Source organism: Pseudomonas sp. 8_5_2, from assembly GCF_059295255.1.
In genome coordinates this window covers 2,167,031-2,193,335 of sequence record NZ_CM181238.1, presented here as the reverse complement: position 1 = coordinate 2,193,335, position 26,305 = coordinate 2,167,031, and the positions used below count along the sequence as shown (strand labels likewise).

General features: G+C 58.7%; 25 protein-coding genes and 3 pseudogenes. 17 read left to right on the top strand and 11 right to left on the bottom strand.

Annotated features, from left to right (window positions below; genetic code table 11):
* Window positions 1–3 precede the first annotated feature (3 nt).
* From AC5O5R_RS10175 to AC5O5R_RS10150, 6 genes are read left to right on the top strand one after another with little or no spacing between them, the layout of a single operon-like run.
* The gene (locus tag AC5O5R_RS10175) at window positions 4–405 is read left to right on the top strand and encodes a TIGR03750 family conjugal transfer protein (RefSeq protein WP_494515272.1); all 402 of its coding nucleotides are present in this window, start codon (window positions 4–6) and stop codon (window positions 403–405) included.
* Entirely contained in the window at window positions 402–1,043 is a 642-nt protein-coding gene (locus AC5O5R_RS10170) for a PFL_4703 family integrating conjugative element protein (RefSeq protein WP_064492718.1), read from the top strand. Before AC5O5R_RS10175 ends, AC5O5R_RS10170 begins: the two co-directional genes overlap by 4 nt.
* Window positions 1,040–1,846, top strand: a complete 807-nt coding sequence (locus AC5O5R_RS10165) for a TIGR03749 family integrating conjugative element protein (RefSeq protein WP_494515271.1) — start codon at window positions 1,040–1,042, stop codon at window positions 1,844–1,846. Before AC5O5R_RS10170 ends, AC5O5R_RS10165 begins: the two co-directional genes overlap by 4 nt.
* On the top strand, window positions 1,836–3,344 hold the full coding sequence (locus AC5O5R_RS10160) for a TIGR03752 family integrating conjugative element protein (RefSeq protein WP_494515270.1): 1,509 nt from the start codon (window positions 1,836–1,838) through the stop codon (window positions 3,342–3,344). The genes AC5O5R_RS10165 and AC5O5R_RS10160 overlap by 11 nt, the downstream gene beginning before the upstream one ends.
* Window positions 3,307–3,726, top strand: a complete 420-nt coding sequence (locus tag AC5O5R_RS10155) for a TIGR03751 family conjugal transfer lipoprotein (protein ID WP_494515269.1) — start codon at window positions 3,307–3,309, stop codon at window positions 3,724–3,726. The genes AC5O5R_RS10160 and AC5O5R_RS10155 overlap by 38 nt, the downstream gene beginning before the upstream one ends.
* Window positions 3,726–6,467: a conjugative transfer ATPase gene (locus tag AC5O5R_RS10150; protein ID WP_494515268.1), complete on the top strand. Its 2,742-nt coding sequence runs from the start codon at window positions 3,726–3,728 to the stop codon at window positions 6,465–6,467. Before AC5O5R_RS10155 ends, AC5O5R_RS10150 begins: the two co-directional genes overlap by 1 nt.
* 94 nt (window positions 6,468–6,561) lie before the next feature.
* On the opposite strand, the gene AC5O5R_RS10145 is transcribed toward AC5O5R_RS10150, so the two are convergent.
* Window positions 6,562–6,690, bottom strand: coding sequence for a hypothetical protein (locus tag AC5O5R_RS10145; protein ID WP_263396446.1), 129 nt, complete (start codon window positions 6,688–6,690; stop codon window positions 6,562–6,564).
* Between AC5O5R_RS10145 and AC5O5R_RS10140 the strand changes: the two genes are divergently transcribed.
* Genes AC5O5R_RS10140 through AC5O5R_RS10125 form a run of 4 tightly spaced genes read left to right on the top strand, consistent with a single transcriptional unit; the run spans window position 6,689 to window position 10,874 of the window.
* Window positions 6,689–7,666 (top strand): TIGR03756 family integrating conjugative element protein, encoded by a 978-nt coding sequence (locus AC5O5R_RS10140; RefSeq protein WP_494515267.1) that lies wholly within the window; start codon window positions 6,689–6,691, stop codon window positions 7,664–7,666. The genes AC5O5R_RS10145 and AC5O5R_RS10140 overlap by 2 nt on opposite strands.
* On the top strand, window positions 7,666–9,021 hold the full coding sequence (locus AC5O5R_RS10135; protein WP_494515266.1) for an integrating conjugative element protein: 1,356 nt from the start codon (window positions 7,666–7,668) through the stop codon (window positions 9,019–9,021). Before AC5O5R_RS10140 ends, AC5O5R_RS10135 begins: the two co-directional genes overlap by 1 nt.
* Window positions 9,021–9,323, top strand: coding sequence for a hypothetical protein (locus AC5O5R_RS10130; RefSeq protein WP_494515265.1), 303 nt, complete (start codon window positions 9,021–9,023; stop codon window positions 9,321–9,323). Before AC5O5R_RS10135 ends, AC5O5R_RS10130 begins: the two co-directional genes overlap by 1 nt.
* 9 nt (window positions 9,324–9,332) lie before the next feature.
* Entirely contained in the window at window positions 9,333–10,874 is a 1,542-nt protein-coding gene (locus tag AC5O5R_RS10125; RefSeq protein ID WP_494515264.1) for a conjugal transfer protein TraG N-terminal domain-containing protein, read from the top strand.
* Here the strand turns inward: AC5O5R_RS10125 and AC5O5R_RS10120 are convergent.
* The gene (locus AC5O5R_RS10120) at window positions 10,863–11,225 is read right to left on the bottom strand and encodes a hypothetical protein (RefSeq protein WP_494515263.1); all 363 of its coding nucleotides are present in this window, start codon (window positions 11,223–11,225) and stop codon (window positions 10,863–10,865) included. The genes AC5O5R_RS10125 and AC5O5R_RS10120 overlap by 12 nt on opposite strands.
* A 438-nt stretch (window positions 11,226–11,663) precedes the next feature.
* Here AC5O5R_RS10120 and AC5O5R_RS10115 point away from each other — a divergent pair.
* From AC5O5R_RS10115 to AC5O5R_RS10105, 3 genes and pseudogenes are all read left to right on the top strand, one after another.
* Window positions 11,664–12,028: pseudogene (locus AC5O5R_RS10115) on the top strand (DUF3085 domain-containing protein).
* Window positions 12,029–12,324: 296 nt separating this feature from the next.
* A complete protein-coding gene (locus AC5O5R_RS10110; RefSeq protein WP_494515262.1) occupies window positions 12,325–12,648 on the top strand; it encodes a hypothetical protein in 324 nt (107 codons plus the stop codon).
* An 86-nt stretch (window positions 12,649–12,734) separates the two neighbouring features.
* Window positions 12,735–13,673, top strand: coding sequence for an ArdC family protein (locus tag AC5O5R_RS10105; RefSeq protein ID WP_494515261.1), 939 nt, complete (start codon window positions 12,735–12,737; stop codon window positions 13,671–13,673).
* 87 nt (window positions 13,674–13,760) lie between these two features.
* Here AC5O5R_RS10105 and AC5O5R_RS10100 read toward each other — a convergent pair whose 3' ends face one another.
* Window positions 13,761–14,126: a histone-like nucleoid-structuring protein, MvaT/MvaU family gene (locus AC5O5R_RS10100; RefSeq protein ID WP_494515260.1), complete on the bottom strand. Its 366-nt coding sequence runs from the start codon at window positions 14,124–14,126 to the stop codon at window positions 13,761–13,763.
* Between the two features lie 124 nt (window positions 14,127–14,250).
* Window positions 14,251–14,445 carry a DUF7740 domain-containing protein gene (locus AC5O5R_RS10095; RefSeq protein ID WP_494515259.1) on the bottom strand — a complete coding sequence of 65 codons (195 nt, stop codon included), beginning with the start codon at window positions 14,443–14,445 and terminating at the stop codon, window positions 14,251–14,253.
* A gap of 222 nt (window positions 14,446–14,667) precedes the next feature.
* Between AC5O5R_RS10095 and mobH the strand changes: the two genes are divergently transcribed.
* Window positions 14,668–16,380: a MobH family relaxase gene (gene mobH / locus AC5O5R_RS10090; protein WP_494515258.1), complete on the top strand. Its 1,713-nt coding sequence runs from the start codon at window positions 14,668–14,670 to the stop codon at window positions 16,378–16,380.
* Between the two features lie 893 nt (window positions 16,381–17,273).
* Window positions 17,274–17,498 (top strand): annotated as a pseudogene (locus AC5O5R_RS10085) (transposase); the annotation flags it as partial.
* A 209-nt stretch (window positions 17,499–17,707) separates the two neighbouring features.
* Here AC5O5R_RS10085 and AC5O5R_RS10080 read toward each other — a convergent pair.
* From AC5O5R_RS10080 to AC5O5R_RS10070, 3 genes are all read right to left on the bottom strand, one after another.
* Window positions 17,708–18,016 (bottom strand): DUF1330 domain-containing protein, encoded by a 309-nt coding sequence (locus AC5O5R_RS10080; protein WP_494515257.1) that lies wholly within the window; start codon window positions 18,014–18,016, stop codon window positions 17,708–17,710.
* 94 nt (window positions 18,017–18,110) lie between these two features.
* Complete coding sequence (locus AC5O5R_RS10075) at window positions 18,111–18,581, bottom strand: cupin domain-containing protein (RefSeq protein WP_494515256.1); 471 nt, start codon at window positions 18,579–18,581, stop codon at window positions 18,111–18,113.
* Window positions 18,582–18,620: 39 nt separating this feature from the next.
* Window positions 18,621–19,979: an MFS transporter gene (locus tag AC5O5R_RS10070; RefSeq protein ID WP_494515255.1), complete on the bottom strand. Its 1,359-nt coding sequence runs from the start codon at window positions 19,977–19,979 to the stop codon at window positions 18,621–18,623.
* Between the two features lie 287 nt (window positions 19,980–20,266).
* Here AC5O5R_RS10070 and AC5O5R_RS10065 point away from each other — a divergent pair, with 287 nt between their 5' ends.
* The gene (locus AC5O5R_RS10065) at window positions 20,267–20,839 is read left to right on the top strand and encodes a LuxR C-terminal-related transcriptional regulator (protein WP_494515254.1); all 573 of its coding nucleotides are present in this window, start codon (window positions 20,267–20,269) and stop codon (window positions 20,837–20,839) included.
* A gap of 373 nt (window positions 20,840–21,212) precedes the next feature.
* On the opposite strand, the pseudogene tnpC reads toward AC5O5R_RS10065, so the two are convergent.
* The 4 genes and pseudogenes from tnpC to tnpA all read right to left on the bottom strand — a co-directional run bounded on the left by tnpC (window position 21,213) and on the right by tnpA (window position 24,824).
* A pseudogene (gene tnpC, locus AC5O5R_RS10060) lies at window positions 21,213–22,747 on the bottom strand (IS66 family transposase).
* 447 nt (window positions 22,748–23,194) lie between these two features.
* Window positions 23,195–24,220 (bottom strand): IS110 family RNA-guided transposase, encoded by a 1,026-nt coding sequence (locus AC5O5R_RS10055; protein ID WP_494515253.1) that lies wholly within the window; start codon window positions 24,218–24,220, stop codon window positions 23,195–23,197.
* Window positions 24,221–24,291: 71 nt separating this feature from the next.
* On the bottom strand, window positions 24,292–24,507 hold the full coding sequence (tnpB, locus tag AC5O5R_RS10050; RefSeq protein WP_494515252.1) for an IS66 family insertion sequence element accessory protein TnpB: 216 nt from the start codon (window positions 24,505–24,507) through the stop codon (window positions 24,292–24,294).
* Window positions 24,504–24,824, bottom strand: coding sequence for an IS66-like element accessory protein TnpA (tnpA, locus tag AC5O5R_RS10045; protein ID WP_494515251.1), 321 nt, complete (start codon window positions 24,822–24,824; stop codon window positions 24,504–24,506). The genes tnpB and tnpA overlap by 4 nt, the downstream gene beginning before the upstream one ends.
* An 83-nt stretch (window positions 24,825–24,907) precedes the next feature.
* Here tnpA and AC5O5R_RS10040 point away from each other — a divergent pair.
* Window positions 24,908–26,277 (top strand): IS3 family transposase gene (locus tag AC5O5R_RS10040; protein ID WP_494515250.1). Its coding sequence is split into 2 segments (ribosomal slippage): window positions 24,908–25,396 and window positions 25,399–26,277, totalling 1,368 coding nucleotides; the frame shifts between segments, so codons are not numbered across the junction.
* The last annotated feature ends 28 nt before the right edge of the window (window positions 26,278–26,305 follow it).

The window sequence follows — 26,305 nt, the reverse complement described above, 5'->3', positions numbered from 1 at the left end:
ACTATGTCCGATGCCTCAACCACGCTGCCTGATGGCACATTGACCTTCCTGCCGGAGCGCCTCAACCGAGACCCCGCCGTTCTCCGCGGGCTCACCAACGACGAGATGTGGGTCGCCCTAGTAGTCGGTGCCGGGCTGGGAGTAATTCTCGGTGCTCCGCTGGCGGTGGCCACCGCCTCAATCGCCACCCTCCCCACATGCATCTTCATCTGCATGGCGCTGGTGTTGCTGGGTGGCGGCAAGCTGATTCGCCGAGCCAAGCGCGCCCGCCCGGAAACCTGGCTGTATCGTCGCCTGCAATGGCATCTGGCAGTGCACTGGGGTGTCGGCACTCATCAGTTGATCCTGCACTCGGGGCCTTGGACCGTGCGCCGCACGCGTCGACATGCGAGGTCGACGCCATGAGCCGCTTCCGTAACAAGGTGGATGCGCAGCAGGCGCATATCTTCAGCCTGCGTCTCGCCGTGTCGATTTTGGCACTGCTGTGCTGCGGGCTCTGGTACGGCTGGCAGTCCTCGCCCTCCGAGCTGACCATTCACGTGCCGCCCGATCTGCGCTCCGGCAGTACACGCAAATGGTGGGATGTCCCCCCGGAAAACATCTACGCCTTCGCGCTGTACATCTTCGGCCAGCTCAACCGCTGGCCCACCGACGGCGAGGTCGATTACCACCGCGCCATCTTTGCCCTGCAGCCCTACCTGACACCGGCGTGCAAGACCTTCTTCGACGGTGATTTCGAGTACCGCAAAGCTGCCGGCGAACTGCGCGGCCGGGTGCGCGGCGTATACGAGGTGCTGGGCCGCGGCTACAGCGACGACCCGGACCTGCGGGTGAAACAGTTGGATAAGCACAGCTGGCTGGTGAAGCTCGACCTCAACGCCGACGAGTACTACGCCGCCGAGCCGGTGAAGCGCGTGGTCGTGCGCTATCCGCTACGGGTGGTGCGCTTCGACGTCGACCCCGAGCACAACAAGTGGGGCCTGGCCCTGGACTGCTACGAAGGCACACCGCAGAAGCTGACGCTGCCTGGAGGTGCGGGATGATGCGTGTCTTGATTCTAATAGTGGTGGTAGCCGCCGGCTGGAGTTCAGTCGTTGGTGCCGTTGAGGTCAAATACTGGGATCGCCTGCCGCTGGCCGTTCCACTTACGGTGGGCCAGGAGCGCGTCCTGATGCTGGATGAGGATGTGCGCGTCGGCCTGCCCAATGCGATCGCCGGAAAGCTGCGGGTGCAGTCCGTCAGTGGCAGCGTGTATCTGCGCGCCGCGGAAGCCCTTCCCCCTACCCGGCTGCAACTGCAGTCGGTGAAGTCGGGCGACATCATCCTGATCGACATCGAGGCGCTCAAGGGCAGCGAGGCACTGGAACCGGTCAAGATCGTGGCCCAGGTTCCGACACCGGACGTGGAAGCTGCCAAAGACACGGCACCTGCCGCGACGCCGGTAGCGGTGGTGCTCACCCGGTATGCGGCGCAGAACCTCTATGCGCCCCTGCGTACCGTGGCACCACTGCCCGGTGTGCGCCGGGTGCCGCTGAGCGACTCTGTTGCGTTCAGCTCGCTGCTGCCCACCGAGCGGGTTTCGATCAAGGCACTCGCCGCCTGGCGGCTGGGCGACTACTGGGTGACAGCGGTGAAGATCGTGAATCGTGGCCCTGGCAATGTGGTGCTCGACCCGCGCCACCTGCAAGCCACGCTGTATGCCGCGACGTTCCAGCACACAGACCTCGGACTTGCCGGCACGCCTGAAGACACCACCGTGGCTTATCTCGTTACCCGTGGCGGCGACCTGAAGCACGCGCTGCTGTTGCCCCCGGCAAAACCGGAGGCTGCCGATCATGAAAGCTAACAGCCTGCTGAAATGGTTTGTGCCTGCGGTCCTGCTGGGCATCGTGCTGATCATCATCAAGTCCTGGGTGACCACTCCAGATGGCCAGCCCACTCACGATCCGGAGAATGCCACGCTCAGCGCGGAACAGGCCAAAGCCTTGGGCATCGCCGGCGACACCCCGCGCGACACCGTGGCCACGTTGATTGGCCAGGTCAAGGCGATGCGCAGCGAGATGCAGACGCTGAAGAAAGGCAACGATGTACTGCAGACTGAAAACAGCCGGCTGCGCACGCGCGAGGGCAACATCGACACGCGCATCCAGAGCACGCTGAGCAGCGTCACCCAACAAGTCACCGAGCAGCGCCAGCAGGCCAACGATGCCCGGCAGAAGGCCGAGCAGCAGCACCGCGAGACCCAGGGGCTACTCTCCAGACTCAAGGACCAGCTCACCGGAAAGCCAGCTGCAAAGTCGGATGTACCTGCGGGCTTCGGTCTTGAACCGGGCGACGAGCAGCAATTTGCAGGGGCTCCAGCACCGGCAGATGCGGTACAGTGGATCGAACCGTCGAATGTACGCGCCGGCCAGGAAGACACCGGTAAAGCCGACGGACCGCTCTCATCGCTGACCTCGAAGTTCAAGGACCTACACGGCCTGGACAACAACGCCATCGACCGTGGCCAGGACCGCTTGCGTGCCGTCGCCAAAGGCGAGCGTGATCTGGAAAACGCTCAGGACCGTACCGAAGGCGCCAAGCCAGTCTACACCATACCCGAGAACTCGACGTTGATGGGCTCGATCGCCATGACAGCACTGATTGGCCGGGTGCCGGTGGACGGCACAGTGAACGATCCCTATCCGTTCAAGGTGCTGGTGGGCCCGGACAACCTCACTGCCAACGGCATCGGGCTGCCGGATGTGCTTGGCGCGGTCATGAGCGGTACCGCTGCGGGGGACTGGACGCTGTCCTGCGTTCGTGGTCAGGTCGAGTCGATCACCTTTGTCTTCGGCGACGGCACCGTTCGCACGGTGCCGCAGCCGCAGAAGGTCGTCAGCCGCAATCGCAGCAGCACCCAGACCTCGGACACTGAGAAGATCCGCGGCGGCCTGGGCTACATTTCCGACCCCTACGGCATCCCCTGCATTTCCGGTGAGCGCCGCTCCAACGCCCAGCAGTACCTGGGCAGCCAGAGCCTGATCACCGCAGCCGGCGCCGGCTTCGCTGCAGCCCTGGGCAGCGAGCAGACCAACACCTCCTTCATCAATTCGGCCAGCGGCAGCCTGGGTTTGACCCAGAACAGCGGCAACAGCGCGCTGAACTCGGTGATCAGCGGTGGCATTGGCGACATCCGTGAGTGGATCAACAAGCTCTACGGCGAAGCCTTCGCCGCGATCTACGTGCCGCCTGGGGCCAGAGTGGCCCTGCATCTGGACCACGAAATCAGCATCGACTACGAACCCAAAGGCCGGAGAGTGAACCATGAAAGCCCATCCGTCTCGGTACTGGATCTGGATTAGCCTACTGCTCGGCCTGCACCTGGCCGGCTGCTCCACCAGTAAGGAGGAAATGCTGCCCCACGGCAATAACACCATGCTGGATATCTGGAACGGCGGTGGCTCGGTCGGTACTCAGCAACAGCTGCTGGAGGCGCGTGGCGAGCTGCGTCGCCCGGTGCTGGACACCGAGCGCCTGAACAACGACCAAAGCGCCTACACGCGCACGGCGGCCAACGAGATCCGTGCCCAATTCCCGCGCCTACCCAACCCGGACCTAGTCATGTACGTATACCCACACCTGGCCGGTACCCAGCAGACACCTGTGCCTGGCTATTCGACCGTGTTTCCGTTGTACGAGAAGGTCCAATACGCGCTGCCCGGCGAGCGCCTGGAAGATCTGTGATGACCGATGACGCGAGTCGCGACCCACCGCGCTGGCAGCCCTGGCGTTCGGCGCAACGTCGGCGAGCCACACTGGCCGACGAGGCTGCCCAGTATGCGCACAACCCCAGCTTCGCCGACCACCTGCCATGGGTCGAGTATCTGGAGCAGCAGCAGTGCTTTCTGCTTGATGACAATCGTTCCGTTGGCGCCGTGCTCGAGCTGCAACCCATCGGAACCGAGGGGCGCGAGCCCGAATGGCTGATGGCGGCGCGCGACGCGCTGGAGGATGCACTGCAGGACAGCTTCGACGAGCTCGACCAGGCGCCCTGGGTGGTGCAGTTCTTCTGCCAGGACGACAGTGACTTTGCCCCGTACCTTGAACGCCTGGAGCGTTATATCGCGCCGCGTGCGCGAGGCACGCCGTTCACCGAAGCCTTCCTCGCGTCGATGCAGCGTCACCTTGATGCCGTCGGCAAACCGGGCGGGCTGTTCGACGACCATGTGGTGTCTCACCTGCCGTGGCGCGGTAGCAACCGGCGGATTCGCCTAGTGGTCTACCGCTGGCTCGGCGACCAAGCCGACGAGGATGGGCAGAACCCGGTCCAGCTGTTGAACCGCACCTGCGACCGCTTGGTGGCCTCGCTGCAGGCGTGCGGAGTCAGCCCTCGACGGTTGACCGGGCGCGATTTCTACGCCTGGTTGCTGCCTTGGTTCAACCCCGCTCCACCCCTCACCGGCGAATCCCCCGCCGCGTTCTATCGACGTGTGCCTTATCCGGAAGGAGATGACGGCGAGGAGCTACTGCTGCCGTTCGACCACGATTTCGCCGAGCGGCTGTTCTTCCATGAGCCGCGTTCCGACAGCGAGCAAGGTCTGTGGTACTTCGATCAACAGCCGCACGCCGTGATGGTGGTCGACAAGCTGCGCAGGCCGCCGCATATCGGCCAACTGACCGGCGAAACGCGCAAGGGCGAAGTCTTGAACGCCCTGTTCGATCAGTTGCCCGAGCAGGCGGTGATGAGCCTGACCTTGGTGATAACGCCCCAGGATGTGCTCGAGGAGCAGCTCAATCGCCTGGCGCGCAAAGCCATCGGCGAGAACCTCGCCTCGACCCAGACCCGCCAGGACGTGGAAGAGGCCCGCGCGCTGATTGGCCGCCAACACAAACTGTACCGCGGCACGTTGGCGCTGTACCTGCGCGGTGCCGATGAACAGCAGCTGCGCCAGCGTTCGGTCCAGGCTGCCAACGTACTACTCGGCGCCGGCCTGCAGCCGGTGCGCGAGGGTGATGAAGTGGCCGCCTGCAACAGCTATCTGCGCTGGTTGCCGATGGTCTACAACCCGGCGCGGGACACACGCAATTGGTACACCCGGCTGCTATTTGCTCAGCACGTCGCCAACCTACTGCCGCTCTGGGGGCGCAGCATCGGTACCAGCAACCCGGGTATCACCTTCTTCAACCGCGGTGGAGCGCCGCTGTCATTCGACCCGCTGTCGCGCTTCGACCGCTCGATGAATGGCCACCTGCTGTTGTTCGGCCCGACCGGCGCCGGCAAGTCGGCCACCCTGGTCTCGATCCTCATGCAAGTCATGGCCGTGTACCGACCGCGACTGTTCATCGTCGAAGCCGGGAACTCCTTTGGCCTGCAAGGCGACTATTTCGCCACCCTCGGGCTGTCCGTCAATAAGGTTCAGCTCAAACCGGGCAGTGATGTGAGCCTGGCGCCTTTTGCCCATGCCCGGCGCCTGATCGAACATCCGGACCAGGTCGCCAGTCTGTCGACCGAAGACCTGGATGAAGCCGCGCCGGACAGCGATGAGCAGCGCGACGTGCTAGGCGAGCTGGAGATCACCGCGCGGCTGATGATCACCGGCGGCGAAGCCAAAGAAGAGGCGCGCCTGAGCCGGGCAGACCGCAGCCTGATCCGCGAGTGCATCCTCGATGCCGCCCGGCACTGCGCGACGACTGAGCAGCAGGTGCTGACCCGCCATGTTCGCGATGCCCTGCGTAAAGTCGCAAGCGATACCCACTGGCCGGATAAACGCCGCGAGCGCGCGCAGGAGATGGCCGAGTCCATCGACCTGTTCTGCCAGGGTTTCGAAAGTGCTTTGTTCGACCGGCCCGGCACACCTTGGCCGGAGAGCGACGTAACGATCGTCGACCTTGCCACGTACGCCCGTGAGGGTTACGAAGCGCAGATGTCGATCAGCTACATCAGCCTGATGAACACGGTGAACAACATCGCCGAGCGCGATCAGTACCTGGGGCGTCCAATCATCATGGTCACCGATGAAGGCCACATTATAACCAAGAACCCGCTGCTGGCCCCCTTCGTGGTCAAGGGTACGAAGATGTGGCGCAAGCTCGGCGCCTGGTTCTGGCTGGCAACGCAGAACATGGCCGACTTGCCCGATGCGGCGCAGACCATGCTCAACATGATCGAGTGGTGGATCTGCTTGAATATGCCGCCAGCAGAAATCGAGGAGATCGCCCGCTTCAAGAAACTCACGCCGGCGCAGAAAGCGCTGCTGCTCTCCGCGAGCAAGGCCTCGGGCAAATACACCGAGGGTGTGGTCCTGTCGAAGAACCTGGAAACGCTGTTCCGCGCGGTACCACCGAGCCTGTACCTCGCGTTGGCCATGACCGAGCCCGAGGAAAAAGCTCAGCGCTGGCGATTGATGGAAGAGCACCAGCAGTCCGAACTGGATGCCGCCCTGCAGGTCGCGGCGGAGATTGATCGCCTGCGCGGCATCTCGTGAACGACACCGTCAGGGCTATCCGAGCCCATCAGCTTAGTAAAAATCGGTAAGAGCACATTTGTACTCCTCTGGCATTTTTGCTCATCTCGCGCCGCTAAATCGAGCGTCCGACGAAACCGATCACCCCGGACTCGGTTTGTCCGCCCTCCTCCAGTACCGGATCCGGGATGCTGGAACTTGGCGCACGGATGCACACCGCTGCCACCTGCCGAGCGTTGCCCATGAACGTCACCGCCTTCACCCGAAGCAAAGCGCCGAAACCCAGAAAGGCTCGCCGTGGCGGTGCATTCACCGCGGCAGCTCTGCTGGTTGCCGCCGAGCAGTGTCTGGCATTGACCACGCCAACCATCATCGCCTCCGTCACTTCGCTGCAGTGCCTAGAGTACCGGGTCGTGGGGATTTGCTACTGGCTGCTCTGCACGCCGCTCGGCTGCACGGTGCGGACCTCACCGAAGATCCGTCACTTCATTCCCGAGCTGGTGGTATCGAGCTATGCCGACACCGGCGGCAATCCCTGGAGCGAAATGTCGGCGCTGTCGGCGCCGACGCTGGGGTCGCAAGGGGGTGGCAACCTGATCACGCCTTCGCCGCAGCGCGATAACCTGCCCAGGTTCAAGAATGTCGACGGCATTGGGCATCCCGGCGGGGCAGACCTCACGGCCCTGGCGCATACGTTCGGCTATGCCTGCCCAAGTGGGGCCGTGCCATTTGCGCCCTACTACCTCAGTACGCTCGACCCGCTGGCGTGGCGCCAGGCTGTTCCCGAATCCGTCTACCCGCAGGCACTGGTACCTGGGATGCGTGAGATCGGCAACCAGGCACTTGGGGACATGTGGGGCAGCGTGTATCCGCGACACGGTTTTCTGGTGCAGCCCGATGATTTCAAGGCGGCTGCCGTGATGGCCCAGCGCGCCAGCGACTTCATCACCCGCGTTGGCCAGCCGCACGTTTATCTTCCGCTGCAGCCGATGCCGGCACCCGGCTACTGGCCGCCGCAGCCGGTGATGGAGAACAACATCAACAACCACCGCTGGCAGTTGCTCGTCCCGGTGATCCAGAACACCTGCGCCATCTTCCCCAGCCCAACGGTCCAGAGCACCGACGGCGCTTACGCCTGGTCGCTGTGGCGGCCCTACCGCTGCTGCCAGCGTATGGGCCAGACGTTTCTGTTCAGCATCGACTTTGATGGAGGCCAGTGATGAACAACCTCGCGCTCGGACTCGTATGCTTCCTTGTGTGTGCCGCAGGCCATGCTGCAGAGAACGGCTACCACCTTGGTGACCAGGCTCCGGTCATGGATGACCGCGTGATGTACACCATCGGTGGCGGCTCAGCAGCCGGAGCGCCCTCCTCGCTCTACCGACCCAATGGCCTCGGCGTCGGTATGTCCTGGCGGGCCAATATGATGTGCGGAAACATGAACCTCTCGAACACCCTACAAAACCAGCTCAATGGCGCTACCCAGGGCTTCCAGCAGATCATGGGCAATGTCATCCAGAACGCTACACAGGCAGTCATGTCGCTGCCGGCGATGATTATCCAGCGCGCCAATCCTGGTCTGTATGAGCTACTGAGCAATGGCGTGCTGCAGGGGCGCATCGACTTCGATCGTTCCAAGCTCACCTGCCAAGCGATGGCGGCAAAAATGGCCGACAAGGTCGACCAGGCCGGATGGGGTGCGCTGGCCCAGAACCAGGAGATGCAGCACAACCTCGAGCAGTCCGGCGGCGATGCCGTAATGGCGGTGAAGGATACCGAGTCGAACAACGGCAACAACGGCGTCAGCTGGGTCGGTGGGCAGAAAGCTGGCGGCAACGGTCAGCAACCTATCCGGGTGACCTCGGACGTGGTCAAGGCTGGCTACAACCTGCTGCACAACCGGGCAGTCGAGGACACCTCGGCCGTCGGGTCGGCTTGCCAGAATGGCGCCATCTGCCAAGCCTGGTCGAGCCCCGAGGAGGCCTCAGAATGGGCGACACGGGTGCTCGGTGAAACTGAGGTGGAGACCTGTGACGACTGCGAGACGCTGCGTGTAACCGCCGGTACGGGCCTATCGCCGTTGATCCAGGAAACCTACGCGGAACACTTGGAAGGCTTGCAGCGCATGGTCTCTGGCGCCGACCAGCCTACCCCAGAGAACCTCAGCAAGGTCTCCAGCCCCTTGTTGCAGGTCTCGCGCGGCGTCATCGAGGGGCTGCGCGATGATCCCGACCAGAACTTGCTGGCCCGGCGCCTCGCCAGTGAGACCGCGCTGGCCAGCGTGATCTACAAGGCGATGCTGCTGCAGCGCACGCTGTTCGCCGGCAGCCACGAACCGAACGTGGCGTCGGCACAGCCCGCCACCACTGCCCTCAATAGCAACGTCGAAACCCTGGAACGGGAGATCCGCCTGCTGCAAACCGAGCTGCAGGTACGTCAATCACTGGCCACCAATACCGCCAGCCTGGTCCTTGATCGTCACGCCGGCGGTGCTGACGCCTCGCGATACATCGATCAGCGCGACCCGGAGCCGGACCGACTCCATCGGGCTGAACAGGAAAGGAGCACACCTTGATGCCGCTTTCTGTGAGGTCTGTGATCGCCCAGGTACTGCTGATCCTCGGCACCCTGCTGATCAAGTTGCTGATTGCCTGGTTGGCACTACAACTGCCCGCCGCCCAATTGGGTTGGCTCGGACCCACGCAGGCGACTGCCGCCTACTTGGCGTGGTGGCGCGCCCTGCTTTTCACCCTGATCTTCACCGGTTGGGCCGCAGCGTTGCGCATGCGGCCTGCGCCTGAGGACCAGCAACGGTTAAAGCGTCTGGGATTGATCGGCTTCAGCTCGATCATCCTGGTCGAAATGTCTCGCGTGTGAGGTGCAGCCATGAACATGAGCACCAACAGCTACCTTGAGTACTACCTGTCGCTGCTGGCCTGGATCATCAACAACGGCATCTGGAACACACTAGCGGACACCGGGCTGTTCGCCGCCCCCTTCGGTGCGATCATCCTGCAAGAATGGCTGTCGGCCCGCCAACAGGGGGCCGACGAGGGCAACAAGGGCCTGCTGTCTATCCCTCGCGTCGAGAACCGGTTGTGGATGAGCTACGTGGTCATTCTATTCGGCTGCATGCCGTTCTTCCCGCTGAACCTGTCCTCCGTGACTTTTGACGATGCCGCGAGCCAGCGCTGTGGCGTGTCCATGGCCAGGCCCGCCGACACGGCCTGGGGTACGATCTTCAACACCATCGGCGAGAAGTCAGCGAACGTGCCGGTGTGGTGGTTTCTCGTGCATGCAACGAGCAAAGGCATCACCGCCGCCGCGACCGCGTCGATTCCCTGCGCGCCCGACATCCGGGCCATGCGCATGGAGATCGACAGCTCGCGCATCAACGACCAGGTGCTGCTGCAGGAAGTCGCCGACTTCACCCGAGACTGCTACGGCTTTTCGCGCTCGCGGCTGTTCACCAATCGTCCCGAGCTGGATGAATCGCAGAGCTACGACGCGTCCTGGATTGGCTCGACGTACCTACTCAACACACCGGGCTACTACGATACCGACCGCTCGCGAACGCCCCGTGTCGAGTGGCCGTACGATGAGACCCGGGACACCTCACTGCCTCAGCTCGACAACGGCGCCGGCTACCCCACCTGCAAGCAGTGGTGGAGCGACGGCACGATCGGACTGCGCGATCGCTTGGTGGCCGAGGTTGATCCATCACTGCTATCGCAGCTGCGGGGCTGGCTGACGGGGCGCACCTCTACGGAGGTCGAAGACGCCACCTTGCGCGAGCTGGTGAGCCCACGGCAGCAGTCATTGAGCATGGCACCTGGGCAGGTGTTCCAGGACTACGGCAGCAGCGCCCGCGGCGGTTCGCTGACGCAAGGGCTCAACAACCTGGCCACCAATACGGGTTTGGCCCTAGGCTCGTTCAGTAACTTCCCGGCGATGAATGCGCTGCGCGCGGCCTTGCCGATGGTCCAGGCCTTTCTGATCATGGGCACGATCATCAGTCTGCCACTGGTGCTGCTGATCAGCACCTACCAGCTCAAGGCGCTCATGACGATCACATTCGCGCTGTTCACGCTGCACATGCTCACCTTCTGGTGGGAGCTCGCGCGCTGGATCGACTCGAGCATGCTGGAAACGCTGTACAACCAGGTATCGGGTACAGACCAAGCACTGTTGTCGTTACCGACAGCAGGGTTCATGGATGGAACAGTCACCGCGCAAGTGATCGAATACGTCATGGGCGCGATGTTCATTGTCTTGCCGGCTTTGTTCGTGGGCACTATGAGCTGGGCAGGCTATGCCGTGGGTAACGGGATCCAGAGCATGTTGGCAAGTGGGGGCAAAAATGCGACCGACGCCGCGAGCAAAGGCACAGCGCAATTGACGAGCGCCGGCAAGAAATCAATCAGGTGATTTAAAGTCGCCTATGTAATGGCCGTTGCTATCGTAATCGCCAATATAGAGGTCAGCCCCCAGAGAGTCTGGGACTGATTCGTCCCGACTCGCCACAAGTTCGCCGTTCTCCCACCAGCTACGAAGCAGCGCAACTGCCAGGTTGGTGATGATCAGCAAAGCAATAGCGAGAGCTACAGCAGCAAGACCAAACAAGAAGAGCAATTTGCTAGCTGCTGTCACAATGAATTGTCTACGTGGACTTTGAGTTAGACGACGAGAGCCAGATAGCTTGGAGACCAAATTTCGCCAGGCTGTTCCCAGGCCAGAACCTAAGCGGCCCGAAAATGATGGACGGAATTGACTTGTCATCTTGCACCTCCACAGGCAAACAGCCCGTTGGATCCAAGATTAAAGTCTACTCCTTTCAGAACTACGAACAGCACCGCTCATCGTTCAGCAGCAGACTGAAACATCGCCTTGGAACTTTGTGGACTCGAAGCCTGCTGGTGCACCGTTCCTGCCGTTGACCGCAGTCACCCTGCTTGGTATTGAGTAAGTGCAATCGCTGGTTTTCCAGCACCCAGGTAGCCATAACCTTTGAGGCTACGTCACGCATGTGATGGTTACCCCGAAATGCGATACGCGTTCGGCAGCTCGCATGGTCACCGTTCCCCGGTGATGAACGCTATCTACTCCCCCGGGTTTACTGAACCTGCGTCTTCGTTGCACCCTACTCACATCCATTCCAGTGCTGGGAACTCTCCCACACAGGGTGGCGTTCCTGCGCACCCTCTGGAGGATCTCATCATGCTGCGTTTCACAGGCACTGAACTTCACGCCGTGTTGGCCGAGGCCGGTATCAATGGTTGCAGATTGATATTGGTGAAGGACCACGGTGTTTACCTCATGTCCGAGATCGGCGAAAGCAAACCGGATGGCGGTGGCCGCAAACGCGTGGCCTATGCCACTGGCTGCAACCCCAACGTCGACGACTTCGAGACTTGGTGGAATCGCGCCCGCGATGAATTCGGCGGCGATGATTTTGCCGAGCACTTCGACGTCGATGATCCTGTCCTCGCCAGCCTTCGCGGCACCGCAGGATCCCTGGTGGTGGAGCCACCTCCACCCACCTGTACCTGGCCGCCGAGGTTGATCCGGCAGGCAAGTCTTGAACGCAGAAGCGAGCTCCACGCGTACCCAGAGCGGCACCTTAACCGGGCCTCTCTGGGCGCCTCGCGCATCCATCTTCAGTCGGTTGAAGATCGCCGTTTGTCAGGAATCCAAGGACGGAAGTCTTCGCTGGAACTCCCTGGATAGAGCCCTCCATTGGAGGTAGGGATCGGAGATTGACCTCACGGCCAAGCACGGTTTAATAAATGGACGCCCCCTGCTCAATGCCTTGTTCAGATTGAGCACCACGCACGAACCTCACATGAGATGTCGCGGGATCAGCTACGCGGAGGTCCCAATGTCCAGGATGAAGCGCTTTTCCGATGCGGTGGTGCTGAGCCCCGGTGTTTGGCAGCAGTTCATTGCACCTGCCACAGGCGAAGAACCGATTGGACAGTCAGCCATGCGCTTGGCAGACCTGCTCAACAGCGTACTGAACTCGGTACCGCGTACCTCACACTGCCCCATTGAGCTGCAACTCGACCACTCGCGGCGCAACGGCATTTCGGTATCGGCTCAACTGCCGCAGCTTCAATTGGCTCGCATCACGCCACCCAGCGGCCCGGTTTTTCTGCTCATCAGGCTACCCGGCGAAATCGTAGTAGATATCGCCGCCCTCTGACCCTGTCAGCACCGCTACTGCCTCACTACCCCACCGGGAACCCTTCCCGGCTGGGCAGCGTTCCCCCTACACGCCCGGAGAACGCAATGTCCGATATCTACCTGGATGTCACCAACAAGATCGTCAGCGCCTTGAGCCAAGGCGTGATCCCTTGGATCAAACCCTGGACCACCAGCGGTTCAAGTGCTGACTCCCCTTTTCCCATCAATGCCATCACCAAACGCCCCTACGCCGGCATCAACATTCCACTGCTGTGGGCCGAGGCTCGGCTGCGAGGTTTCACGCAGGATCGCTGGCTGACCTTCAACCAGGCACGCAAAGCTGGCGGCCATGTACGCAAGGGCGAGCAATCCACCCTCGCGGTGCTGTACAAACCAATGAGCAAGGAGGCGCACGACGAGGACGGCCAGGTCGTTCGCGATGAAGAGGGCAATATAAAAATGGTGCAGTTCGCCCTCTTGCGCACGCACTGCCTGTTCAACATCGAGCAGACCGAAGGCTTGCCTGGCGAGGAGCCAGACCCCGCTGAGTATACCGAGCCGCCCGTGTTTATCGACCATGCCCCGGCCGAACAGTTGCTGCAAGCCAGCGGCGCGCAGATCGAGCATTGCTACGGCGATAGCGCGTTCTATCAGCCGCTGCGCGATCGCATCCAGCTGCCCACCAAGGCTCAATTCGAGGACGTCGGCAGCTACTACGCGACGGCTCTGCACGAGCTGACTCACTGGTCGGGTCACCGATCGCGCCTGAACCGCGATGGCATCACCGGCGGGCACGCGTTCGGCTCCGCAGCCTATGCCTTCGAGGAACTGGTCGCGGAAATGGGTGCAGCGTTTCTCTGCGCGCTGACCGGAACCCAGGGAGAGTTGCGCCACGAGGAGTATCTAGCCTCCTGGCTGAAGATCCTCAAGGAAGACAAGCGTGCGATCTTCCGCGCCAGTGGCCTGGCCCGTGAGGCCTCGGAGTACCTGCTGACACTGCAGTCCGATCACACGACTCAAGCGACGGAGCGACTCACGGCGTGATTTCCCTCAACCAGCAAAAAGGCCCCGATTTGGGGCCTTTGTTTTGCCTGCAGCGCCGAGCATCGGCCGCTGCAACTGCGCAACCGATTACTGCAGCCAGCTCTCGACGGTATCCGAGCCGTGTTCCTGCTTCCACTGCTTAAGGATCTTGTGATTGCCACCCTTGGTTTCCACAACCTCGCCGCTGTGCGGGTTCTTGTAGCGTTTGACTTCGCGCGGCTTGCGCTGAGCGCCGCTCGACGCGCTAGCGGCACTCACGCTCACGCCCTTGGACGGATCCAGAATGGTGATCACTTGGCGCAGGTTCATGCCGTACTCCTCCAGCAAGGCCTTGAGCTTCTGTTCAAACTCGATTTCCTGCTTCAGGCCAGAATCGTTTTTCATCGCATCCAGCTGTTGAAGTTGAGCGGCCAGCTGCGCTTCCAGTGCTTTGAATTCGGCAAGTTTGGACATGAGAGATCTTTCCTAGGCATGAGACATGTGAAGGCATAGTAACTGAGACACACTCAATATCCGAGTATTAATTGCCAATCTAAGAGTCATTTCATTCTCATTAATTGCAAAACTCTGTGACAGATCAGTCAGCCAAGTTCTGACAAAGATGCGCTACCACTTCGCGAGGCGCCACGCTGTTGCCAATCTTGAACAAGATGTCGCGCTGGCTGCGCGGCATCTTTTTCGCACCGCGCTTGGCGGCAGACCGAATGGCAGCATCAGTGCCATGAATTCGGTCCGTCAGCAGCACGATCAATAGAGCATCACTCAGCGTCATCAGCGCCCCAGATTAAAAAATGATGCCGGGCAGACTACCCCCACTCGAAAGGGTCGGCTATGCCGATCGGCCGGCTAACCCGACGCGCCAGACTTCGGATTATTGCACTCGCGAAAAAGGCCAAGGCGGTAAAGGGTAATGGTGTCAATGGAAGGGGGCGCAAGGGTAAGAGGCTTATCCGAAAAGGCAAAAGGACCTTTTGAACGCAAGGCAGGTACTGCGATGAAACGCTGGTGGTTCAAACCTCAAAAAGGCCTTCCCGAAGAGACCAAATCCGCCGCCGAGGGTTTTCTTCCAGCGCTGTCGGCAGAATCACTGCTTGCTGCTGGCCACCGCAAAAAGCTGCTTGACCGCATCTGGCAATACACTGCCCTTTCTCAACCGCAGTTCGAGCAACTCTACCTCGGACCGATCCACCGCTACGCCATCTATGTACAGCAACTACCGGCCAGTGAGAGTCATCACCATGCCTATCCTGGGGGCATGCTCGACCACGGCTTGGAGGTGGTGGCGTGCAGCCTGAAGTTGCGTCAGTCCTACCTGCTCCCCAGTGGTGCCGCACCGGAAGACCAGGCCGCGCAGGCTGATGCCTGGAGCGCCGCCATTGCCTACGGCGCCCTTCTCCATGATGTTGGTAAAATTGCCGTCGATCTCCAGGTGGAGTACCAGAATGGTGAACGCTGGCACCCCTGGCACGGCCCCCTGAACCAGCCTTACCGCTTCCGCTACCTCCCCGACCGGGATTACCACTTACACGGTGCCGCCGCAGGTTTGCTGTATATGAAGATCCTGCCCCCAGTCCTACTCGACTGGCTCTGCATCTACCCAGCACTGTGGAAACAATTACTGTCCTTGCTAGCCGACCACTATGAGCTCGCCGGCACGCTTGGGGAGCTCGTACTGCAGGCAGACAGGGTTTCCACGGCGCAAAACATCGGCGCCAACCCGATAAAGGCACTGCAAGCACCCAAGCGCTCGCTGCAACATCATCTGTTGACGGGGCTGCGCCACCTGATCAAAAACGAATTCAAGCTCAACCAGCCCGGCGCGGCCGGCTGGCTCACCCCGGACCATCTGTGGTTGGTCAGCAAAACTGCGACTGACAAACTGCGTGCCTACCTGCTGGCCCAATCCGTGGATGGTATCCCCTCCTCCAATATCGCCTTGTTCGATGAGCTGCAATCACATGGATTGGTGGACGCGACAGGTGAAGGGAAAGCGGTGTGGAGCGCCGCCGTCACAGACGGGGACTGGCAGCATCGTTTTACCTTTCTTCGCCTAAGGCCGGGCCTGATTTGGGCCGATGAGCCCCGGCCAGCATACTTTGGCGGTACGGTTGAGCCGGTGCTGGACGATTCTCTGCCAACTCATGAAATCAGCGAGTCAGCCCCAGATCGGCCGCAAGTAGTTCCAGAAGAAAAAATGCACGCCCCCGAGCAATTGAATCAGGATTTCGACTACCTCGACGATTTGATGGACATGCTGCAAGTGCCAGGCGAGCTCGAAACTGGATCAGGCACGGGAAGCCAGCAATCTGCCGCTGCGCCACCCCAGGATGCCGCAGGGCTTGCCTTCCTCGAGTGGCTGCGCGACGGAATCCATACTCATCGCTTACTGGTCAACGACAGCAAGGCAAAGGTCCACACCGTGGACGGCACTTTTTTCCTAGTCACGCCGGGCATTTTCCAGCGTTACGCTGTCGAGCACGCCACGTTGGTCGAAACAGCGACTCAAAGAGAGGAATGGCGAAGCCTCCAACGTCAATTTGAGAAGTTGGATGTTCATCTGAGAAAGCCCAATGGTAGGAATATTTGGGGCTGCGAGGTCAGAGGTCCCCGCAAAGCTAGCTCATTGAATGGCTACTTGTTACGCGACGCCAGATCAATTTCGAGGGAACTTCCCGCCAACAATCCGTTTTTGACTTTAATCTCTTAAAGCCCGGAACTACCCAGCCGTTCATTCGCGAATCGTGTGGGATGTGGCAGTCAGTAATGGTGCCGCTAATAGTGCTGGTGCGTTTACTGGAGACCACAAGGTATTTCTACACATCCCAACCTTTTCTACAACATGGCAGGCTATTCAGACCTATGCACACAACCTTGCCGAAAAGCGAGGCGAGCTCATCGCATCACGCTGTCATAACAAAGCGTATCGATCAAATAGTACTCGGAAGAACCGGACCAGCACCTCTTCAGCGCCAGACTGACTAAGCTCGTATCCCCCAAACCTATACACTTCATAGCCTGACAACCTGAGCAGTCTGTCTGCAGCCACCATGTCTGAGTATCGCTTCGGGCTAGCTCGGCCATCATCCGTTGCGTAATGGTGCTGGCCATCGACTTCGATGACTATCCTGACACCGCCGGGCAACAGCAGAAGAAAATCCATCCGCGACCGGAGCAACGCCTCTTTGCCACGTTGCGCAACCGCGGATCCCAGTGAAACCAGACCTCTGGCAGTAGAGCTGGGAGGTTTGGAACGTTCTCCCTGGGGAACGCTTTGTAGAAGCTTGTGAACGCCAGTGACTGCACCTTCGATGTGTCCTTGAGACTCTCGCTCAAGCGTTGATACAAGGGCTTTTTGCCCTCCCCTTTACTGAGCCCTTCCTTCTCCTCGTACCATGACTGCAGGTCTCGCCATAGCAAACCGGCATGTCCTATTGACCGGTCATAAATCAGCACCCTATCCACACTGGTCATCACCTCGACATCATTATCCAGAGCGTTGCTGAGCCGGAGGTCGGGCTTAACTGACGATGCGAAGATCAGATTCTTGGGAGCAGGTTTTCCTTCAGCGCCGATGTAGGCCAGCGCCAGACTCAGGTATAGGTGCGGATGCGCTCGATGAAGCGCAAACCCAAGCCAGGCTTACCCAGACTGTTTGATCGGCCCAAGTACCGACAGCGCAACTTCATCGAGCGTATGTTTGGCTGGCTGAAAGAGAACCGCCGCATCGTGACACGCTTCGACAAGCTCGCGAAAAGCTATGCCGCCATGGTCTCACTGGCTTGTTCCATGCGGTGTTTGCGACATCTCTTTTCGTACAGAGCCTAAAGCAGGGGGTGTAACGGTGCAGCAGGAGTAAAACCGTACAAAAAAAGGGAGCCAGTGACGGCTCCCTTTCTCTGCGACGGTTTTAATTGTTTCGCGACAGTTTTAGCTCTCTATAACCGGCGGAAAGAGCCTTCGGACCTACACCACTGAGACAGCATGGTAGAGCCCGAGACCGCTACCAGCTCCATGCTGCTGACTCAGCCTCACGGTCAGGCCTTCGCTGCACGTCCTTCCATGATGTAAAGGTGTGCTCTGGAAGAATTGAATCGAAGCTTGATAATGGATTGGTACGCTTCCGAGTAGTAAAAATCTCGCGCCTTTTGCACTGATTCAAACTCAATCATAATCACCCTGGGCACTGTACGACCACCCTCGATGACTTCAGGAACGTCGGTCGATATTAAAAAGTTAGCGTCCCAGCTTTCGAGTATCGGACGCACCTTCGCCATATACTCCTGATAAAAGACATCATGATCGTGGACGGTAAGTTCTGCAAAAAGGTAGCCCTTCATACTCATAAAAATGCCTCACTCCTTTGCGACGGTCAAAATCATAAAGATTCAAGCAGGACAGCATCTCCCTGTAATGCCCCGCGGTTGCGGATTTTGATAGCTATACCGGTTTATTACCATTTTTTGGCAGGTGAGGTGGTGGATCGCAGGCGACGGTGCCCATCTTCGCCGGCACAGACATTTCAAACAGCTCCAAATCCGGCGAAATGGCTGTCTCGTTGTGCTTGAGCCCTGGTGGAATGAACAGCGACTCGCCGGTGTTCACACGGACAGTGCGCCCATCTTCGAACTGAAGATCGATCCATCCCCGCAGCGCAAAAACAAAATGCACATCACAGATGTGATAATGCCAACCGGTTTCCTCCATCACATCCGTCGCACAAGTAACCTGCGCTCGTGCCGCGCCGTCGGTGGCATCGGTCAGCCCCAAATCACGGTATTTAAAAAAATGCCGGCGCCCTGCAACAAATGGCGCATTCTCGGGCGTCGCGTGGGTCAGCTTCTGCAACATGTTTGTTACCTGCTCAGGGATTGTTACCTGAGGATCCGATTTCGAATGTTCAGTATTCATGGATTTCTTCTCGCCTTTCTCAGTATGACTAATGCCCGATCATTCATGCTCAACCGGAATACCTTGGCTTCGCGGAAACACGCGTGCCTCCTGATCAGGCTCCGATCGTGCAAACACCTGGGTACCGACGAAGTCACTTTTCCGCAGCAGTAACAATGCGACTATTGAAGCAACGCCTGTGGACACGTAGAAATACCAGGGTGATGAAAGGTCGCCTGTCCGCTGAATCAACCACGTCGAGATGAAGGGCGCACTTCCACCGAACAATGCTACCGGTATGTTGTAAGCAATAGCGATACCGGTTGAACGAACTTTTGTCGGCAGCAACTCACTCATCGTGGCATAGGTAGACGAAGCATAGAGTCCAAACAAAATTGCCACGACCATAAGAGGGGCCAGGAAGGAGAACGGTGTCGCGCCTTCGGCAGAACTGAAAAGCCAGTACATAGCCAAGGTGGCAAGAACAGCCACAACCAAAAGAAAGCCCTTTCGGCCGTAGCGGTCAGTAAATATACCACCTAGCGGCATCACAACAGCCGACGCGACACTAGCGATGAACACGTACAGCAGCGTCACACCACTACTGAAACCCAGAATCTTTGACATATACGTCGATGCAAACGTGAGGACCAGGTAAAAGATCGAGCTGTGAAGGGAGATAATGAAGAAAACCAAAGTTATCGACCGTTTCCACTGCCATACCTCACGAAGCGGAGCTTTGGATGTTTCACCAGAGTGGACCAATGCCAAGAACTCAGGGCTGTCCTCCAGCTTCAGTCGAATGTACATCGACACCAAACCCATAGGGCCTGCAAGCAGGAACGGGATCCGCCATCCACCCTCCTGCATTGACTCTGCGCCAATTAAGTAGGTCATGCCGTTGGCGACAACTCCGCCCAACACCAGTCCCAATACAGCAGTGACCATCAACCAGGAAGTGGCGAAACCTCTACGACCTGGCCCAGCATATTCCGAGATGAAGCTCGTAATCGTCCCGATTTCTCCACCAGCTGAAAAACCTTGAATGCACCGAATCAGCACTAACAGGATGGGTGCAGCGATACCTATCGTTTCGTACGTAGGAGCAAGGCCAATCAGGAAGGTGGATCCGGACATCATTACCAAGACCGTGATCAAGGTACGCCGGCGTCCGATCTTGTCTGCGAGCGGCCCGAAGAAGAGACCGCCCAGCGGCCGGATGAAAAAGCTCAGTGCAAAGGCCGCGAAGCTGCTCAGCAAGCTTGTGGTTGGATCATCAGATACGAAGAACGCTTGGCCGATATAGACCGCCAGAAAGCCATAAACACCGTAGTCATACCACTCGATGAGGTGCCCCGAGGTGGCACCAATGAAAGCACGCCTACGTTGCCGAACTACACCATCAGCGCTATCACTCATAGCTGCATCCTCTTTTGTTGTTATTTAAGAACTACACACGCATTTTTTCTCGATGTGGACTTGCATTGGCAGCCTCTCGCAGTCTTTATTTCCTGCTCTTATGAGGCCCAGTCCCTTCAATCGGCACCCTCCTCATGCCAATGGCACCGGTTGCTGTTCAATTCACAGAGCCATTCCAGATTGCATCACCCATCAACGCGCCGCTATTCGTGCAACTACGTACACGAATGAGTATCAGGAGCGTGGTACCCTGAGTGTTGGTACCCTAGCGTCTTAAGGCTCCCCTTATGAGTGATTACTCACGTCAGCCGCAAGAACTTGAGCGGATTGGTTTTCAATGCTCTCCGGCTCCCCAGGTGATCACGTCGAACCGTCGCATCCTAGAGCTCAATCAGGCCTTCGGAAGCCTCTTTGGCTTTGAGCGCCAGGAGCTTATTGGGAAGCTCCTACTCAAGCTCTACCCATCACAGGCCGACTTCCGCGATATAGGAGAGCGGAGCCTGAACTGGCTCCGGCACGCTAAGAACGGCGCCTACTCGGATGAGCGCTTCATGCAACACCGCAGCGGAGAAGTGTTCTGGGCTCGGGCAAACGGCTTCACGTTGACACCCGAAGATCCATTCCAGCTGATGGTCTGGCACTTCGAGCGGGTTGATCGTGCTATCCGCACGGCCGTGAATTTAACGCCTCGAGAGCGTGAAATTTCGGTAGATATTGTGAATGGGCTGACGTGCAAAGAGATTGGCCGCAGACTGAACATCTCTCATCGAACCGTAGAGGTTCACCGTGCGCGCCTGATGAAAAAATTGAAGGCTAAGAACAGCGCAGAGCTTGTATCCAAAATCATCGTGCTTGATTAGGGAGGTAGAGTAACAAAAGCAGGTGCAGACGAGGAAAGGCTCCTACAAGTCGGCAACCGAGAAATAACATTGACCAGCTCGTTCAGCTTGTCAAAAGTAGCTTTTCGATGTCAGATTCGGATCGATAGGAGCCAATCGCTGTACCTGCTGAGCCCGCCGATGTCGTAAGACTGTTGCTTGGCAGCGGTTTTCAAGACCGTAATATAAAGCCCCGCGCCATGCGGGCTGTAGCTCAAAATCGCTTGCAAAACAAAGACGAAACGGAACGGCTACAGGCCGCATACTACAAGGGCTGCCGCTTCAGTTTTGGAACCGATTTTCACCCTCATCCGGCGTTCTGCCGTAAGCGTCCGGCGAACTCACCTTGCGTAAGTCAGGCCGGCACCCACTGATGCGGCAGCAACTGTCCGATCTCACTGGCCCGTTGGGTCGGCAGCCGCGTCAGCACATCTTTGAGATAGGCATACGGATCATGCCCATTCATGCGCGCCGACTGGATCAAACTCATGATTGCCGCAGCCCGCTTACCGCTGCGCAGTGATCCCGCAAATAACCAGTTCGAGCGCCCAAGTGCCCATGGCCGTATCTGGTTTTCGACCTGGTTGTTGTCGATGGGCACAGCCCCATCGTCCAGGTAGCGCGTCAGCGCTACCCAGCGTTTCAGGCTGTAATCGAGGGCTTTGGCCGTGGCTGATCCATTGGGCACCAGGTCGCGCTGAGCCAACATCCAGTCATGCAGTTTTTTGAGGATCGGCACCGCCAATTCTTGTCGTATTCGCCAGCGCTCTTCATCACTCATGTCCCGCGCCTGACGTTCGACCTCGTACAAGCCGCTGATCGAGTGCAGAGCCTGTTCAGCCAGCTGACTTTTGTTCGCCACGTGCAAATCAAAGAACTTGCGCCGGGCGTGGGCCATGCAGCCGATTTCAGTGATGCCTTGTTCGAAACCGGCTTTGTAGCCAGCGAAGTCGTCGCAGACCAACTTGCCGTTCCAGTCACCCAGGAAGTTGCGCGCATGTTCGCCAGCACGGATTGGGCTGAAGTCGTAAACCACCGCTTTGAGCCCTGAAAACGGCGTCGTGCTGTACGCCCAGACATAGGCCCGGTGGGTTTTCTTCTCGCCTGGCGCAAGCATTTGCACCGGTGTTTCATCAGCGTGGATCACGCCCTGGTTCAGCACGGCTTCACGCAGTGCATCGACCAGTGGCTGAAGCCGCACGCCGGTTTGTCCGACCCACTGCGCCAGGGTCGAGCGAGCAATTGCCAGCCCGGCGCGGCCAAAGATTTTCTCCTGCCGGTACAGCGGCAAGTGATCGGCAAACTTGGCCACCATCACGTGGGCCAACAAACCTGCGGTCGGGATACCTTTGTCGATAACCTGGGCTGGCACCGGGGCCTGGATCAGGGTTTCGCACTGGCGACAGGCCCATTTGCCCCGCACATGTTGCTCGACGGTAAACACGCCCGGCGTGTAATCCAGCTTCTCGCTGACGTCTTCGCCGATGCGTTGAAGTTGGCAGCCACAGACGCACTAGGTGTTTTCGGGTTCGTGACGAATCACCGTGCGTGGAAACTGCGGCGGCAAAGGCGCACGTTTCGGGGAATGTCGTGGTTCGGCCTGTGGCGCATCTGGGAGAAGCTGTTTTAGCTCGGTCTCGATACTTCAAGGTCTGTGTCGAGCAGGTCATCCAGCAAGCTGCTTTGCGCCGGGCTGATTTGCTCGCTGCGCTTGGCAAACTTGTGCCGTTTGAGCAGGGCGATTTCGAACTTGAACTGTTCGATGAGGATTTCATCGTTCTGAATCTTCCTGCTCATCGCCTCGATCTGGGATTGCAGTTGCAACGCCTGTGCCGCCAAGGCACGAAGCTGTTCCGGGGTCATCTGGTCGAGGTTGGGCGAGAAAGTCATGCCGCCGATTGTGCCAGAGCAGGCGCGGGGCGACGACAAGTAGACCGGCCAAATGGCCGGCGTTTACAGCATGCTAATCACACCGCCTGCACCGACGCGCTGCCACGGCAGGCCCAGCACCAACGCCTGGAGTTGTTCGCTGTCGAGTTCGACCTCGCAGCCGTGGCGAATGCCGGGCCAGTGGAATCTATGGTCACCCCATTTTTTGCAATACTGTTTAACGGATGAAGTTGTTGGCTTGCTTAAATCTATCCGGCGTCTAATTGGGGTATACCCCGCGCCACGATGAGAGTCGCGCCTGACGAACCTTAAGAACTTGCTCGGCTTCTCTAGCTAGCCGGTTTCACTGTAAGGATCTTCGCCAGGCCGGTAGGCCGTTCATTTCATCTGTTGTTCAGCTATCGCAAAACCTGAAAGGTGAATCGTGGTACAGCATCAACCGCAGGGCTAGGTGTTCAGCGCGTCTGGCCCTGCTTTGTATTCGGTGTGGTGTGCGGCGATTGCCCACGCTATGCGTGCCAGCTTGTTAGCCAGCGCGCAGGCGACTACGTTGGAATGACGTCGCATCAGCAGGCTGCGCACCCAGTCGGCCAGAGCGCCTTTCTGATGCTCTAGACGCTGCATGTAGACCCTGGCGCACTGCACCAAAAGCCGTCTTAGGTTCTTGTCACCACGCTTGCTGATCCCCAGCAAATTCGCCCGTCCGCCCGTGCTGTATTGTCTGGGCACCAGTCCGACGGACGCTGCGAAGTCGCGACTGCAACCGTATTGCTGGCCATCACCCATTTCTACAGCCAGCAGGCTGGCGGTGATCGGCCCGACGCACGGCATGCTCAGCAAACGACTGCCCAGATCATCGTCAGCAAGTTGGCCTGCTAGCTCTTTATCAAGCCCCTTGACCTGCTCGTCCAGGTAGACGAAATGGTCGTGCAAGCGCTGTAGCAGCATTGTTAACCGAACAGGCAACTCGTGCTCGGCGAGCACATCAGACAGGCGCTTCATGACGGCCAGCCCCTGCGGCAGGCTGATGCCGAACTCCAACAGGAATCCATGCACCTGATTGACGACCTTTGTGCGGTCGCGGATCAGCGATTCGCGCAGGCGGTGCAATACTGAAAGGGTTTGTTGGGCTTCGGTCTTAGGTGAAACAAAGCGCATTGTCGGGCGCGAAGCGGCCTCGCAGATCGCTTGCGCATCGATGAAGTCGTTTTTGTTGCCTTTGACGAAGGGCTTAACGAACTGCGGGGAAATCAGCTTGGCTTGATGGCCCACAGCTGTCAGCTCACGCGCTACGAAATGCGCACCAGCGCAGGCTTCCATCACCACGGTGCAAGCGGATAGGTTGGCGAAGAACCGCATCATCTGCTGTCGTGAAAGCTTCTTGCGAAACAGGTCTCGACCGGATTTGTCCTGACCGTGCAGATGGAAGGTGTGTTTGCCGAGGTCGATACCGACCAGTGCCAAATCGCTCATGGTGATGGTCTCCGAATTAAAAACACCCTGCGAAAGCGTAGCCCTCGCAGGGTGAGGGGTGACCCATCTCATTACTTGCCTTGGTTCAGTCGACGCGCTGCCAGCCAGACACCGACGCCATCGTGCACCAGCACTTTCATCCGGTTAGCCCGGCGATTGGCGAACAGATAAGCGCAGTGCGGCTTCGCCGCACCGAACACCGTAATCACCCGGGCTAATGCCGCCTCGGTGCCGGCGCGCATGTCCATCGGCTCGGTGGCCAGCCAGATGGCATCGATACGGATCATTGAGCGAAAGCACGAATAAATTGCGCACAACCCTCGGGATCCGAGGCTGGCCATTTCACCGTGATCACCTGGCCGGCCACGGGCAACTCGATGATCACTGACGCTTCGACTGGCCGTTTAGGTGCGGCTTTTAGCGGGACGAAAGCTGGTAGTGAAACCGCTGCGGGCTGATCTCGATAGAGCGGCAGCCATTTGCGGATGACGTTGGCATTGATGCCGTGGTTGATGGCGACACTGAACACGGTTGCGCCAGGTTGCAGGCATTCCTGAACGACCTGGGCTTTGAACGGTTTCGGATAAGAGCTTCGTTGGCGCATGGAAATCCTGGCGATAAGGGTGATCGCGTCCGCTTAAAAATGATCTGACCCCCAGACCTTGGACATCATCACAGGGGGAAGGCATGGAAAAATACACAGAGCTGGTGAAGCTCTCAGCGGTGAAAGACTACTGCTCGGGTAGCGCAGGCCACAGAGAGGTCGCGCACCGACATGGAGTTGATGTCTCGTCCCTTCGAAAGTGGATCGCGGCGTACCAGGCGCTTGGTGAGGTGGGGCTGAAACGCAAGAAAAAGAAACACTACAGCCCCGAGTTCAAGCTAAGCGTATTGCAGCGCATGCGTGATGAAGAGCTGTCTTATCGTCAAACGGCCGCACTATTTGACATTCGAAAATTCGACATCATTGGCCAGTGGGAACGTCGCTATGATGAGGGCGGTTTAGATGCATTATCCCGGCATCCAGGAAGTGGACTTCATAGCAAAATGGCGAAAATCCCCCAGCCTTCTCAGCTCGCCTCTACGGACGACGAAGATCGCACCCGCGATGATTTGCTGGTCGAAGTGCAGCAGCTGCGGATGGAAATAGATTATTTAAAAAAGCTAGAAGCCTTGGTTCAAGTAAAGGAACGATCTGCGCAGCCGAAAAAGCGCAAATCGTGATGGAGCTGAGGCAGAAATATCATCTAGACGGCCTTCTGAAACTGGCATGCCTCGCCCGCAGCACATTTTATTATCAACAAAAGGTGCGACAAGCGGGTGATAAGTACGCGATGCTAAAAAGCTGTATTCGCTCGATTTTCGAAGAGCACAAGGGGCGGTACGGGTATCGCCGTATCACTGCTGCCGTTAGGCGGGGCGGCCACCTGGTGAACCACAAGACTGTCCAGCGCCTCATGGGCGAGCTTGAATTGAAAAGCTGTGTGCGCATCAAAAAATACCGCGCTTACAGAGGAGAGGAAGGTCAGATAGCGCCCAACCTACTGAAGAGGAAATTCGTGGCAAAACGGCCAAATCAGAAATGGGTAACTGATGTGACAGAGTTTCGAGTTGGCCAGCACAAGCTTTACCTCTCGCCGATACTCGACCTCTACAACGGCGAAATAATCGCCTTCAAGACTGCCAGGCGACCACTTTTCGACATGGTCGGCACAATGCTGCGGCAGGCTTTTGAGCGACTAAAGCCTCGTGATAAGCCGATCCTACATTCAGACCAGGGATGGCAATACCGCATGCCAATCTACCGACGTGTACTGAACGAGCATGCGGTGAAGCAAAGCATGTCTCGCAAAGGCAATTGCTATGACAATGCGGCGATGGAAAGTTTTTTTGGCACCTTGAAATCTGAGTTCTTCTATCTGAACAAATTCAATAACCTAGAAGAGCTTGAAGCCGGGATAGCAAGCTACATACACTACTACAATAATTCGAGAATCAGGCTAAAGCTGAGTGGCCTGAGCCCTGTGGAATACAGGACTCAAGCCCGGCGGGCATAGAAGGCGTCCAACATTTCGGGGTCAGATC